Raw genomic sequence first — 12,619 nt, 5'->3', positions numbered from 1 at the left:
AAGGGGAGCGCCGGTTAGATGCGGCGCACCAGTGCGACGGATGCCTTGATGCTTGTACCAAAGATCGCTGCCTGGCGGTCATTCCAGAATCCACCAGGGTCCAGTGCGACCGTGGTGCCAGCGTGCCCGCGGCGTGCCATTTCCATTACCATCCGGGCGCCCATGGAGCTGCCTACCAGATCAAGGTCACCCAGTTCCGCGTCGCGGATAAAGGCTTCGACGGAATCGGTCAGCGTGGCAATGGTGGTTTCGCCGGTCAGCGGCGCGGATTCGCCGCAGCCGGGGAGGTCGACGGCGATGACATCACGTTCAGCGGCCAGCGCCGGGATTACCGGGTTCCAGTTGCCAATACTGGAACCGACCCCATGGATCAGCAGGAGTGGCTTACCGGAGCCTTGCCGAGTTGAGTGCAACATGACTTCACTGTAGGGGCAGAGCAACATATCTGGCCAGAGGTTATCTGGCCAGAGGCCCGACGGCACAGCGATACGCCGTTAGGCAGCGCATCCAACGCTCAATCGCAGCTTGGGTAGGCAGTCCCATCGATCCGCAAGAGGGACGCCCTGCGGATACTCCCCCGCGACGACTGGGTTGCGCATCGCGCTTGGGCAGGACGTGCCCGCATGACTCGCCCGTTGAGGATTCGCCCTCAGGTACCTTTAGCGCGACAACCGTTCAACGCTCAGGCTGTGTTACTGCACTGTTTCGTCGTGGATCCATTCGCGCACGATAGGTGCCGGGTCCGTGGGGGCAACACTGTACGAGGGCTTCCAGTCGGAGGCGTTGGCGCCGGTGGCGTCGAAGAGGCTCAGCAGCTCGTCTGTCGTATTGGGGACCACGTATCTGCCGCACATGCAGTTGAAACTAGCTTGCCCTCGGCCTCGTCAGCAATGGGATCAACCCGGCGCTGTCTGGGTAGTGCGAGGACGGCCAACGTCACACGAAGCGAACGAATCCGCACTCCGGGCAGCATCAGAAAGGGCCTTCATCGGTGCCCAAGATCACCATACGGACCAAGCATCGTTGACAGTTCGGCACACCCAGGTCGTCGTCCATGCCGGTCACACTGCGCGCACATCACCCGCCAGCATCTGAGCAGCCGATGCGCTCTCGTTCTGGGTCTACAACGAGATCTGGTGCTGGTACATCCCCACCCACGGCGACGACCTCGCCGAACTACGCTCAACCCTGTGGCGCCAACGAATAAATGCCATCTCCGGCCTGCAGCGCCTCACCCCACAAATCGTGGACGCCCTCATCAACCCGCCCCCGAGCCGCCTGACCTACCGGGAGAGCGCGAAAGTCCGCGGTCGGCGTCACCGTTCTTGCACCGTGTAGTAAAAACCAGACCATCAGGAGTTCCGCTATTTTGGAAGCCGCCGCGCTGGAAAGTGTGAAGTCAGTTGTTAATCATTAGGACGTTGAAATGACCTTGGCAGGAGAGGTCACGTTCACACCCTGCGGGGACCTTGGTCGGGTACGCACGCTCCGAATTCGAAGGGACCACACCTTGACGCGCCCCCTGATCCGACTCCTGTCCATTCCGGCCTTTGCGATAGTACTGGCGGCGTCTGCACCGGCCCAGGCCCAGGCCGCCCCGCCCGATCAGGGCGCCGATGCCGCCAACCCGCGCGCGTCGAATTCCGCGACCCTGCTGTATTTTAACGACGCCCACGAGATCGGACCGGTACTCTCCGGCGGACAGGACCGCGGCGGTGTCGCCCGTCTCTCCGCTGCGATCGACACGGTGCGTGAGGACAATCCAGCGACATCCGTCGTCTTCGGCGGCGATCTGGCCGGAGGCACGCTCTTCGGCGGGCTTTACAAGGGGTTCCCGATGGTCGACGCCTTCAACAAGATCGGCGTAGACCTCGCGAATTTCGGCCAGCACGACTTCGACTTCGGGATCGATATCGCCCGCGAGCTCGTTGCCGCGTCGGAGTTTCCGTGGATCACCTCCAACCTGGTCGACGCTGAGGGCGAGCCGTTCGTGGCGGGAGGCACGTGGGAGGTCCAGCGCATCGGCAAGGTGCGAGTGGGCTTCATCGGCCTGACCGACGCCATCGATACGACCTTGGCCAGCGACCAGCTCGACGAGACCGATCCCGTCGAAGCCGCACGGGCCGCCGTGGCTGACATGACAGCGACAGAGAAGGTGGACGTCGTGGTGGCAGTGACTCAGCACTCGATGGACGACAACCGGGTGTTGGCGCAGGCCGTACCGGAGATCGATGCCATCTTCGGCGAGGAGATGGCTGAGTACGAGTCCGTCATCTCCTACTCCGGCGCGGTCCCTCTGATGGCTCCCGAGGGGAACATCGGCTCGCTCATCCGGCTCGACATCACCAAAGAGGGCGGCGAGTACATCGTCGCCCCGTCCGTGATCGAGGTGGACCACACGGTCACCCCGGANCGGACCCGAGTCTGCACCAGCTCGAGAAGTTCTACGAGGCCGATATGGCGGCCAACCTCTCCACGGTCCTCGCCACTGTCCAGACCCCGCTGCTCAACCCTGAGAACGCCGCCCGCCGCCAGGAAACAGCTCTCGGCAACTGGGTTGCGGATGCCTTCCGCGCGTACCACGGCACCCAGATCGGGTGGATGAATGGTGGTGGCCTGCGCGCAGAGGCACCAGGGCCGGACTTCACCACGCGGGACGCGTACTCCATCGCACCCTTCGATAACAAAGTCATGGTCGTGCAGGCGTCCGGGGCCGGGATCGTCGCAGCACTCGAGCAGGGCGTTGGACACGTGGACATTCTGGGAGGCGGCTTCCCCCAGGTGTCGGGGATTTCCTACTCCTACTCCCCCAGTGCTGCCGTCGGCTCACGCGTAAGCGACGTCCGGGTCGCCGGGGAACCAATCGACGTCGCATCCACGTACTCGGTGGCGGTAACAAACTACGTCGTCGGTGGCGGCGACGGCGTCGCCGGGTTCTCGGGAGGATCAGTGCTGGTCCCAGCTTCGGGAGCGCCAAGCGACGCGGAGGCGATCATGGCCCACGCAAAGTCGCTCGGCGTCGTCGACGCGACGACGGAGGGACGGATCACCGTCCTGCCGTAAGACCGACGCCGAAATCGGCGGCCTCGCGCACGGCGTTCCCTCAGCACGCACCAGCGCAGATCGAAACTGCCGCGGGGGGTACATTGCCCGGCCTGGTCGGTGTACTGGTGGCGTCGGAGACACGGACGGCACAGGAAGTCGTCCCGCCAGACTTTGGTCGGTGGAGGCTGGGCCGAACAGCCCGAGAGCACGAGAGTCGAAAGCCGAATCGGAGCATCGGAACCGGGGTCGCCCAGCCATGCGCGGCCCGGACCAAGAAGGGTCGCAGGAGCTGTCTCTTCCCGCTCTTGTGGATCGACTTCAAATTGAGATGGGGCTGTGCGACTTCCCATCCGTTCTTTGGCGTTTTGCTCGGTACTGATGCTGATCAACTGAACAAAATCTTGGGGGCCACAGTGTCAAATATCGCCATCGCCATGGACAAGTCCGCAGGGACGGGGCGCACGGTTACGGGTGCAATACTGCTCGTGCTTGCCATCCTGGGCGGCTTCTTCGGCGTCGCTTGGATAGTCATGTTCTACGTTTCCCAGGGCACTTTGCCGATCGCTGCCCTGGGATCGTGGAACCTGCTCGGGGGCGGCTTCTTCTTCGTCACGGGGATGCCGATGCTCATTGCGGGAATTCTCCTTCTTGTCAGCGGTTCCCGGCAGCGGCGCCGGGTATAGGCAGACAGCATGAGCAACGCCTCACCGGCTGGCCGGATGACCCTGAACATCGCCGAAGATCCAGACAAGGATCAATGCCTGCTTCGCGGCGCCCCGAGCGAACGGAAGTAGTCATGGAATCCCAGGGGGGAGGGAACCAGGCAGCAGATCATAGGCCTTGTGAACGCGGTTGATGGGTGGAGTGTTTCCGATGCCGCTGTGGTGTTCTTCCAGGACGCGAAGGCGCAGGTCGGGGCAGCATGATCCGGACCCACCGCCCTGATCCGCGGCCGAACCCGGCGCATCGGCGCCCGCGGGGTGTCAGTGACCGGTGAACAGATGTGGGACCTGCTGGACGTGGCAGGGAAAGTCCGGGCCCGCCAGGCTGCGGAGCGAGAACGGGAGCGGGTGGTGGTCGAGGCAGAGGCTGCGGACAACGTCATTCGGATGTGGAGGCGGCGGGCGTGAGGTTCAGGCCACTATTCATGGGATGGGCGTTCCTGTAGACGCGCCTGACTGCGAATTATCTCGGTCGGGGCAAACGGGACGGTCTCTTCATTAGAAGCTCCCTGGCCGTTTTGTGTCGATTCCCACACTCGGCCGCACAAATTCCGCTCTCGCATGCACAGCTCATTCACCGCAGCACGGACCTTGGTTCTGTGCCCATGAGGGTCCGGCTTACGGGACACGCAGGATACGACACTCCCGGCACGGCTCTCCGGCCGGCATATACGCTCATGGCATGAGCCAAGTGCACCTGAGTGGTCAACTTACCTGCCACGATCGGGATCAGGCGGCCGTACTCGCTGAGCATCTTTCGGATCACGTGGCTCGAACGCGCGCGGAGCCCGGGTGCATCTCATTCCGTGTCGCCCCGACCGTCGATCCTATGGTGTGGCAGGTCGACGAGTGCTTCCAGGACAGTTCTGCGCTTAAAGCACACCAGGACCGCGTTGCGGGAAGCGACTGGGGACGGGCCTCAGCCGGGATCGATCGTCGCTACTCGATCCACGGGCTCTAGTCACCTCACATTGCCCACCTTGGGCTGCCGGTACGAGTACTACGGTGCGGCCTGGCGGAGCGCCTCGACTAACTGAAAACGCTCCAGTACGACGAGCGTTTCGTCATCAACTGTGAAGTCTGAATTGTTGAGGAAGTCACGCATCTCCGCACTGTGCCAGAAGGCTTCATGACCGCGCCGCCAGGCGGCTACGGAGTCGAATCCTTCGCCCTCGTCGCGCGCATGCTCGAGGCCGACGTCAGCAAGTCGGACAATCTCGACCGCAACCGTCTGGATGATCGCCACCGCGGCATCGCTTGAATCCACAACCGTCTGCTTGTTCCCGACGATCGGCAGCTGTTCGTCCTCTACCGAGTACTCCACGAAGGTCGAGCTTGTGGAGGTCTTCGTGCCGGCCAGGATTGCGGCGATCAGTCGATCCCGAAGCGGGCCTGGAAAACCGAACTCAGCAATCGGGAATTCACCGTGGTTGGTCATGAAGTGATCCTAGGTACCCAGGCACGCAACCCTGAATCGCAAGGCGTTCCCGTCTCGCTTGCACGAACCAGGCAGGGGCTCGAACCGACTTGGGTGCAATGTACTCATCACCTGCCGAAACGCTAGCATCTCCGACTTGCGCCTAGCATTCAGGTGTGGCCTCTCTCGAGTTTGACCCCGCGCGATTGCGAGTGGAACGTGCCAAGGAGCATTCTGCGGAAATGGCGCGCGTGTGGAACAGATTTCTAGAGCCTCACCCCTTCGAATTCGACCTGCGCCGGATGTCGATCAGGGAGTACGAGATGCGGGTCCTTCTCGAATCGCCCATACCGCCCGCGCTCTCGCTACTCTTCGGGGAATGGCTCTACAACCTTCGGAGCGCTCTGGATTATGTCGTCTGGGCTGCTGCCGTGCATACGTCACGAAAGTATCCCCCGCCTGGCGAATCAGCCCTGCAATACCCGATCTACGATGACGCCTCATCTTGGAAGCGAAATCTGTACAGGTTGGCGCCGCTGGCGGAGCATCACCGCGAGATGCTCCTCACCATGCAGCCCTTCAACTCCGACCCGGACGGCAACTACTTGGGCTGGCTCAATCGACTAGCGCGGATCGACAGGCACCGGACGTTAGCCGTATCTACCGCAAGAGTCGCGGAGGCCGAGCCCGTCGTCGGAGTGCCCCGTGACGCTGAACCTCGATTCAGATGGGGTGAGCGGACCCTCCGAAACGGTGTGTGCCGCCTTGGATGCCTCACATTCGATCGTGACGTTGAGCCCGAAGAGTTGCACTTCAATCCGCGCATCGGCATCGATCCGGAAATTGACGAATGGTCCAAGTCGCCGTTTTGGAGCAGGATCCGCTTTTCCGAAAGACTCCGCATGATCGAGCTGTTCGTGGCCGTCGAGATCACAATCTACGAGTTTGATACGACAGGAGACTCAGAAGGTCTCGAACGGCTGACGGAGACATTTCGGAACGAAGTGCTGTCGCGTCGCGCATCTCAAGTTGACAGTCCGATCGAGCGCCTCGACAACCCAGAACTGCAATGGAGTGATCCAGTATTCGGTCGTGAAAGCAACCGTGGTCGGCTGCTTGGCCATGACTTCCCATCGCAGGGGAGCCACTCCGCGCGCTGATCTTGCACTCTTCCCAGAGGGCCTGCCCGCCGAGGTGTCGGCACCTGACCGAATCGACCCTGAGTTCTGCGTTGATTGGGGGTTAGCTTGCGGGCGGCCCCATTTTCCGTCGCGGACACTACGTGCAAAGTTGCGGACGTGTGTTCCCAGCGCTTCGATGCGTCGCTGTCGTGCTGCCTCCACGTCGAAGCCGATGTAGGCGACCGGGGGGAGCTTGCGGACGTTTGCAGAGCATTCGAAGCCGGCGCAGACGAGAGTACCGACCGTGTCTCCGTTGCGCCCTGCCTGGCCGGCCCGCTTGATGCTGAAGAACACCACGTCGTTCGGGAGATGCACGTCTTCGCACCACGAGCATTGGGGCCGCGTTCTTGTCTTCCCGTCGGCTTGACGAAGCAGGATCCCGACCAGGCCCTCCTCGAGTTCAACGATGACATATCCGATTCCCGGGATCTTGGGGTCCCGCCAGCCGAGGTAGTCGAGGTTGTCCCATGGCAGGTTTTCGAGGTCCCGGGGAAGGGTGAGCGCCTTGCGTTCCCTGAGTGAAGCATTGATGAATGATGACCGGATGTCTGTTGCGGTGAGTTGGAGCATGAGGTGCGGATGCCTTCTCTGTCTGTGTCGCTGATCCGTGGAACGCGAGTAGTGGGGAGCGCTAAACGGTACCGTCAGGCCGACGGCGGCCAGTTGTTCAGGACAATATCGAGGGCGTCCAGGGCCCGGGACCACGATGCATCCGCTGCCCGCTGCGTGTTTTGAAAGCCACCGGAACGTTCCAGACTCACGTATCCGTGGAACACGCTGTGCAGCAGCCGCACCGCGTCGGTCTGGTCCGGCTCCTCGAGTGCGTAGCCCCGGAGGATGGCCCTGGTCATCGACGCGTGCCTACCCGCCGCACTGGCGGCAGCCACCTCAGGGTCAAGCTCTAGCCGTGTTGCTGCGTATCGCCCGGGATGTTCCTTCGAGTACGCCCTGTAGGCGTTGGCGAAGGCGACCAGCGCATCCTTGCCGGCACGGCCAGCCAATGCGGCAGCGACTCGGTCGGCGAGTTCGGCCAACGACAGCACGGCCACCCTCGTCCGGAGGTCCCGCACATTCTTGATGTGTGAGTAGAGGCTCGCGTCCCTGACGCCGAGGAGGCGCGCAACAGCCGAGACGGTCACGCCCTCGAAACCGATCTCGTCAGCTAGGTCAGCCGCTGCGAAGGTCACGCGTTGCGTCGTCAGCCCTATTCGTGCCATTGCGTCCACCTTTCTCCTTTTCCTAGGGTAGCAATGTATTTGCCTAATACCTCTAGGTAATTGCTCGATGTCGGTGAGGAGTCTTACTCTCGGATCGCAGTCACTCGATGCGGAGCCATCGCTACCGAGATGGGCGCCAACAGACACGCAAGCAAAGCTCAGCACTCGCGCGCGCACCCCGAGGTCACAGCCCGTAGAGGGTTGGTTACTGCGAGAGCGACACCGCGCGGTGGGCAAAAAGCCGCCACGGCCGTGCGGCAAGCACGAAGGCGATGAAGCCAACGGCCAGGCAAACCCAGCCGAAGTTGATCGAGAGGCTGAAGCCGCTGGCGGACGGGCTGTAAGTGAGGCTCGACCCGGGGAAGAAGGTCATCGACCCGGTAACCGGGCTGTCGGGAGTTGCAGCCATTGCGCCGTCGAGCCAGCTCAGTGCAGCGAGCAGCTCGGCGAGCAGTGAAAGTCCGAGGAGGCTCATACCGACCGTGAATCCGACTGTCCAGTGCGGGCGCGTGGGATCTGGAACGCTTGCAGATGCGGCCATCGCGCGGGTGCCGCCCAAACCTCGGACGGCGTTACGCGACCCGACCAGCGCGGTCGCGTCACCCAGGTTGGCCCTGAGCTCACGCCTCAGATCGCGCCGTCTCCGGCCCGGGACACCGGCGAAGTCAAGCCACAGGTCGTAGGACAGGGTGGCGCCCACGATGCGGGCGCGGTCGAGAACGTTCATGCTGGATTCCTTCTCTCAAGGACATGATCAACGTTGGCGGTGAGCGTGGTCCACGCGTCGAGTGCGCGAGTCCCTTCGGACTGTCCGGCGGCGGTGAGAACGTAATACTTTCGTGCCGGTCCCGAGGCCGACCGCACGAGGCGCGAATCAAGCAGCCCAGCCGACTCGAGACGAGTCAGTGCGGGATATACGCTGCCTTCTGTCAGCTCCGTGAAGCCGGCCTCTCGAAGGCGAACCACGAGAGCGTATCCGTAGTCGTCCTGGTCACCGACGAGGCGCAGCAGGAGAAGGGAGAGGACTCCCTTGAGCATCTGCGCATCGTGTGCCATTCCATCAGCATATGACCTAGTACTAGGCATACACAAGTACCAAGTTCACCCCACCAGAGACCCCTGAGTGGAATGAATGTCGGATCCAGCTACTTGGTGTGAGTGGCACCGCAAATTCGTCCCGCTGAGCGATCGATCAGTGCTGCGTCAAATTCGACCCACTAGTTCAGCACGTTTCGCTTCGTATTCCGTTTCGGACAGGAGTCCCTCGTCACGCAACTGTGCGAGTCTCCGAATTTGTTCAACAGGATCGGGCGACGAAGTCACCGGGTGCCGAACGTTCTTTCTCACGAGCCGGATGACGACAACGATGATGGCGACCACGACGAGAGCCATGGTGGCGAGCACTCCGAGGATGACAAGAACATGCCAACCAGTGAGGTTATTGAGCATCTTTCCCCTTTTGCCAGCATCATGCCGACGTCAAGCGTGAGACTACCGGGCGACTCGCCGGTCTGTCCTTCGGCCTGCGGTAGGTCCTGAGCTGGAGTGGGAGAATCGAACGGTGCGACGTCTTTCCAGTCTCGAGGACCACTTCCAGATCACCGAGATCGAGCGAGCCGCCGACGTGTTGTTCCGCAACATCAATATGGCGATAGTCGCCGATGATCAACCGATCAGCAGGCAGGATTTTCAGCGCTTCGTCACGGACCATGGAGCGTTTGTCTGGCTCGTCGACGGAGTGATCGTCGCCTACTTGCTCCTCGAGCAGGTTGACGGAGCTGCCCATATTGAGCAGGTCACGGTCCACCCGGAGCATGCGCGTCAGGGAATCGGAGCGCAACTGATTGTCCTCGCTGACTCTTGGGCACGGGAACGCGGACTCCCCGCCGTGACGCTGACCACATTCCGAGACGTTCCGTGGAACGCGCCATACTACAAGCGCCTCGGCTTCAGTGCTTTCTTGCCACGTGACTGGGGCCCCGCGATGGGCGCTCGAATGGAGACAGAAGCTGCGCGAGGGCTCGAAGCCTGGCCGCGAATGGCGATGATCCGACCCGTGAGCAAACTCCGAACATCCGAAGCTGACGTTCACGAATAATGCCCGCAAGGCGTTCCCCTCTCGATCGAGGCGGCCGACGTCCCGCAGAGAGTCCGGATACCCCTTCCGGTCCCGTCTACAGCAACCACGTTCGGGCGACACCTCCAGGTGGTCTCTTTTGGTGGCTAGTCGGTCTGATAGATATTCATCGACACGCGGGTCCACCCAGCCGGTATTTAGACGATCCTTCGTACCCTTATTGACGGAGTCCCCCCACTCCACAAGGATTGGCCCCGGCAGATTCCTCACCTCCCCCAGGTGCAGCGACGCCGGGGCTTTTTCGCGGCTACGACTCGGTAACTCCCAGTCGCGCAGGCGCGCAGCCGTTCGGCTCGAAGCGGCGGCGCAACTGCAGCGATGCAGACACCCAACGTCTTCTTCGCTTTCACCCGTGACGCAGTCGGGTTGGCGGCCCCAGTCAGAGATCAATCTGACTGGGGAAGCCATCGTCCCGGACCCCCCGGTATCCCCACATTGCATCGAGACGTTATTCTCGCCGGGACTTGTACGATCGTACAATACTTTGAGTCGCGGACGTTCGGGGGGCATGGCTACGCTTGTAAAGCACCGCTCGATGAAGTCCGTCCGGATGTGGCCTCGTTCACGGAGTCAACACCGCAGCGGTTCAGGTTCGGACTTTGTTTAATCTCGGGAGGCACGATTGGCACGCCACGATTCTCGGTCGGCCGAGATGCGCGAACGCATTCTGGCCGCCGCTGCCGTTGAATTCGCCGACCGTGGCTACGCAGGCGCGTCGATTGGCCTCATCGCCGAGACCGCAGCAACCGGAAAGGGTCAGGTTCAGTACCACTTCAGCGCCAAGTCGGATATCGCCCTAGACCTCATATGTTCCGCGTTCTCACGAGCCCCATTCGCGAACGTGCTCGACGACGCCCCACCCATTCACGGGATGGAAGCGATCGTCGCCTCAATCCGGGGCGTGGCCGACGCGTTCCAAAACGACGTCCGCGTGCGGGCCGCAGTGCGACTGATGCGGGAGTACCAACTGATCCCAGCCACCCTGCCAACACCATATGTCGGCTGGGTCGCGCGCATCGGGCTGCTACTCCGCGAGGCCGAGGCCGCCGAAGAGGTACCTGTCGGCCTGGACCACGACCAGGAGGCCTGGCACCTTGTCGCCAACTTCTACGGCGTTCAGGAAATCTCCAATCGACTCACGGAACGCACCGACCTCCCTGAACGAATCGAAGAAATGCTCACACGCGCCCTCAAAACGCTTGGCGTAACTCATCCCAACCGGTTTCTCTGACCGCGTCAGGTGTCGAGCATTTCCCCACGAAAGGCCGCGTTCACATTAATGTGCCGCATGAGGGCCTCCGTGACTGGTGAAGATGTTAGATACCTGCACTCAATCCGGGGGCCCTCGCTCACCGCAGGCCAGCGACCACTCGTCGCGAAGCGCCCAAGCGACCCGGCCCACGCGTTAACGACGACTCGTTCCGAGTCAATGTTCAGGTTTAACGAGGCAACGCGTCGACATGTGGGGGCAGGCATTAAGGCACCAAGAAAGGGTTCTCACTGGCGGTCCCAGCTCCCCCGTCATCGGCTCGCCATTCACCCCAAACCTCACGCCCTGCAGAGACGGACCACTATTATCTGGTTATCCCAAGCGCTTCAAACACGTAGGGAACCGGAAGCAGCATCAGCACGACGGCAAGGCCGGTGATGTTCAGCCATGTCCACCTCAGGATGATCGAGGCGATCATAGGCATGACCATGAACGGACCGATGATGATCGGGGTCATAAAGAATCCGAGCGACGCCCAACCCGGGTCCGCCGGGTTCGACTTCAACAGCTTAGGGATCAGGACCGAATAGTGGTTGATGAGGTAGGCGGTTGCAGCGACCGCGACGACTAGACAGATGTAGCTCCCAACGAAGCGCCACCGGGACACTGGCCGCTTAACACTGGAAGCTGTGATCATGAGGAACGTTCTCTTGAGGCGCGGGGCCACAGGGAGATCGCGTTTCACATGCTCGGTCCAGTCGGTTCCATTCCACCAGCGCAGTTGGTTGGACGTCTCGGACTTCGGATCGGGGTACCACCCGGATGGTTGTGGTGTGGTCGTATGATCTGCCACAGCGTGTCCTTCCCCGCCACCACAGGTGCGCGTAGCTGACCACAGCATAAGGGTGGCCGGGCATCTGCCTCCAGCCCCCTTTCAGAGCTGTAGACCAGCCCGGGTAGAGAGAAAGAAACCTACCTCGGCCCTCGAACATCGCGCTACTTGACGAATAGACAAGCTTCCTCGCTGCCAGCAGCAAGTTGCGGCATGACCAGGTCCTCATGCAGACCGGCAACACCGATGGGGTCGAGCAAAACTGCTGACATCGCCAGGACGGTTGCGCTCTGGCCAAGTAGGGCGTCACCGTGTCGTCGAGTCAGAGGAACTGAACCCGCGACGCAGCAGATAGACCTTGCCAGTGTCAGAGCCCAGACCTACACTCCCCATATCGAATAAACGTTCGATAGCAGGGGTTGGAGGTACAGATGCGACAGAGCTTCCCGCACCTCCACGTTGCCTCCGCGTACTCGCCGCACTACGGCGTGACCATGCCCGAGGTCCTCGTTGACCAGGCGGCCGCCGCCGGTGCTGACTTCCTCGCCCTCACCGACCGGGACGGGCTGTACGGGGCGGTCAAGCACGTGCGGGCGTGCGCGGCCGCCGGGATCCGGCCGGGCCTGGGCGCGGACCTGGCCGTCCACGACGATGAGCACCGGCCGCTCGGTCGGGTGACCCTGCTTGCCCACGGCGCGGATGGCCGCGGCTATGCCGCGCTCTGTCGGGCCGTGAGTTCCGCGCACGAGGCAGGCCGGGTGCCGAGCATCGACCGGCGCCGGCTCGCCACCTGGGCGGAGGGACGCACCCTAACCATCCTCCTCGGGCCACTTTCTGATGTGGGGCTCGCCGTGGAAC

Annotated in this window: 15 protein-coding genes and 1 pseudogene; 7 read left to right on the top strand and 9 right to left on the bottom strand. The window is 62.2% G+C overall.

Annotation, left to right across the window (positions count from 1 at the left end; translation table 11 throughout):
* Window positions 1-14: 14 nt before the first annotated feature.
* Window positions 15-416, bottom strand: a complete 402-nt coding sequence (locus E3T25_RS17255) for an alpha/beta fold hydrolase (protein WP_241980537.1) — start codon at window positions 414-416, stop codon at window positions 15-17.
* 276 nt (window positions 417-692) lie between these two features.
* Window positions 693-854 (bottom strand): SOS response-associated peptidase family protein, encoded by a 162-nt coding sequence (locus E3T25_RS16610; protein WP_166785022.1) that lies wholly within the window; start codon window positions 852-854, stop codon window positions 693-695.
* 1,603 nt (window positions 855-2,457) lie between these two features.
* Between E3T25_RS16610 and E3T25_RS02120 the strand changes: the two genes are divergently transcribed.
* The 3 genes from E3T25_RS02120 (at window position 2,458) to E3T25_RS17250 (ending at window position 4,728) form a co-directional block, all read left to right on the top strand.
* On the top strand, window positions 2,458-3,063 hold the full coding sequence (locus tag E3T25_RS02120) for a 5'-nucleotidase C-terminal domain-containing protein (protein WP_134371860.1): 606 nt from the start codon (window positions 2,458-2,460) through the stop codon (window positions 3,061-3,063).
* A gap of 395 nt (window positions 3,064-3,458) precedes the next feature.
* Window positions 3,459-3,728 carry a cell division protein CrgA gene (locus E3T25_RS02115; RefSeq protein ID WP_241980536.1) on the top strand — a complete coding sequence of 90 codons (270 nt, stop codon included), beginning with the start codon at window positions 3,459-3,461 and terminating at the stop codon, window positions 3,726-3,728.
* Between the two features lie 721 nt (window positions 3,729-4,449).
* A complete protein-coding gene (locus E3T25_RS17250) occupies window positions 4,450-4,728 on the top strand; it encodes a putative quinol monooxygenase (protein WP_134371858.1) in 279 nt (92 codons plus the stop codon).
* 39 nt (window positions 4,729-4,767) lie between these two features.
* Here the strand turns inward: E3T25_RS17250 and E3T25_RS02105 are convergent, their stop codons facing one another.
* Window positions 4,768-5,205: an ASCH domain-containing protein gene (locus tag E3T25_RS02105; protein ID WP_134371856.1), complete on the bottom strand. Its 438-nt coding sequence runs from the start codon at window positions 5,203-5,205 to the stop codon at window positions 4,768-4,770.
* A 155-nt stretch (window positions 5,206-5,360) separates the two neighbouring features.
* On the opposite strand from E3T25_RS02105, the gene E3T25_RS17245 reads away from it, so the two are divergent.
* Window positions 5,361-6,344, top strand: coding sequence for a hypothetical protein (locus E3T25_RS17245; RefSeq protein ID WP_241980549.1), 984 nt, complete (start codon window positions 5,361-5,363; stop codon window positions 6,342-6,344).
* Window positions 6,345-6,470: 126 nt separating this feature from the next.
* Here the strand turns inward: E3T25_RS17245 and E3T25_RS17240 are convergent.
* The 5 genes and pseudogenes from E3T25_RS17240 to E3T25_RS02080 form a co-directional block, all read right to left on the bottom strand.
* Window positions 6,471-6,935: pseudogene (locus E3T25_RS17240) on the bottom strand (FBP domain-containing protein); the annotation flags it as partial.
* Between the two features lie 74 nt (window positions 6,936-7,009).
* The gene (locus E3T25_RS02095) at window positions 7,010-7,582 is read right to left on the bottom strand and encodes a TetR/AcrR family transcriptional regulator (RefSeq protein ID WP_134371852.1); all 573 of its coding nucleotides are present in this window, start codon (window positions 7,580-7,582) and stop codon (window positions 7,010-7,012) included.
* Window positions 7,583-7,787: 205 nt separating this feature from the next.
* On the bottom strand, window positions 7,788-8,309 hold the full coding sequence (locus E3T25_RS02090; protein WP_134371850.1) for a hypothetical protein: 522 nt from the start codon (window positions 8,307-8,309) through the stop codon (window positions 7,788-7,790).
* Entirely contained in the window at window positions 8,306-8,638 is a 333-nt protein-coding gene (locus E3T25_RS02085) for a PadR family transcriptional regulator (RefSeq protein WP_134371848.1), read from the bottom strand. Before E3T25_RS02085 ends, E3T25_RS02090 begins: the two co-directional genes overlap by 4 nt.
* A gap of 147 nt (window positions 8,639-8,785) precedes the next feature.
* The gene (locus E3T25_RS02080) at window positions 8,786-9,031 is read right to left on the bottom strand and encodes an SHOCT domain-containing protein (protein ID WP_134371846.1); all 246 of its coding nucleotides are present in this window, start codon (window positions 9,029-9,031) and stop codon (window positions 8,786-8,788) included.
* Between the two features lie 112 nt (window positions 9,032-9,143).
* Here E3T25_RS02080 and E3T25_RS02075 point away from each other — a divergent pair, with 112 nt between their 5' ends.
* Window positions 9,144-9,680: a GNAT family N-acetyltransferase gene (locus E3T25_RS02075; RefSeq protein ID WP_134371844.1), complete on the top strand. Its 537-nt coding sequence runs from the start codon at window positions 9,144-9,146 to the stop codon at window positions 9,678-9,680.
* Window positions 9,681-10,371: 691 nt separating this feature from the next.
* Window positions 10,372-10,950 (top strand): TetR/AcrR family transcriptional regulator, encoded by a 579-nt coding sequence (locus tag E3T25_RS02070; protein WP_134371842.1) that lies wholly within the window; start codon window positions 10,372-10,374, stop codon window positions 10,948-10,950.
* Between the two features lie 343 nt (window positions 10,951-11,293).
* Here E3T25_RS02070 and E3T25_RS02065 read toward each other — a convergent pair whose 3' ends face one another.
* Complete coding sequence (locus E3T25_RS02065; protein ID WP_241980535.1) at window positions 11,294-11,782, bottom strand: DUF2510 domain-containing protein; 489 nt, start codon at window positions 11,780-11,782, stop codon at window positions 11,294-11,296.
* 410 nt (window positions 11,783-12,192) lie between these two features.
* Here E3T25_RS02065 and E3T25_RS02060 point away from each other — a divergent pair.
* The coding region (locus E3T25_RS02060) for a PHP domain-containing protein (protein WP_134371838.1) at window positions 12,193-12,619 on the top strand (427 nt) is incomplete at its 3' end.

The organism is Cryobacterium sandaracinum (assembly GCF_004403415.1).
GTDB classification, from domain to species: domain Bacteria; phylum Actinomycetota; class Actinomycetes; order Actinomycetales; family Microbacteriaceae; genus Cryobacterium; species Cryobacterium sandaracinum.
The sequence above is the reverse complement of the archived record's forward strand: the minus strand, read 5'-3'. Positions and strand labels throughout refer to the sequence as shown.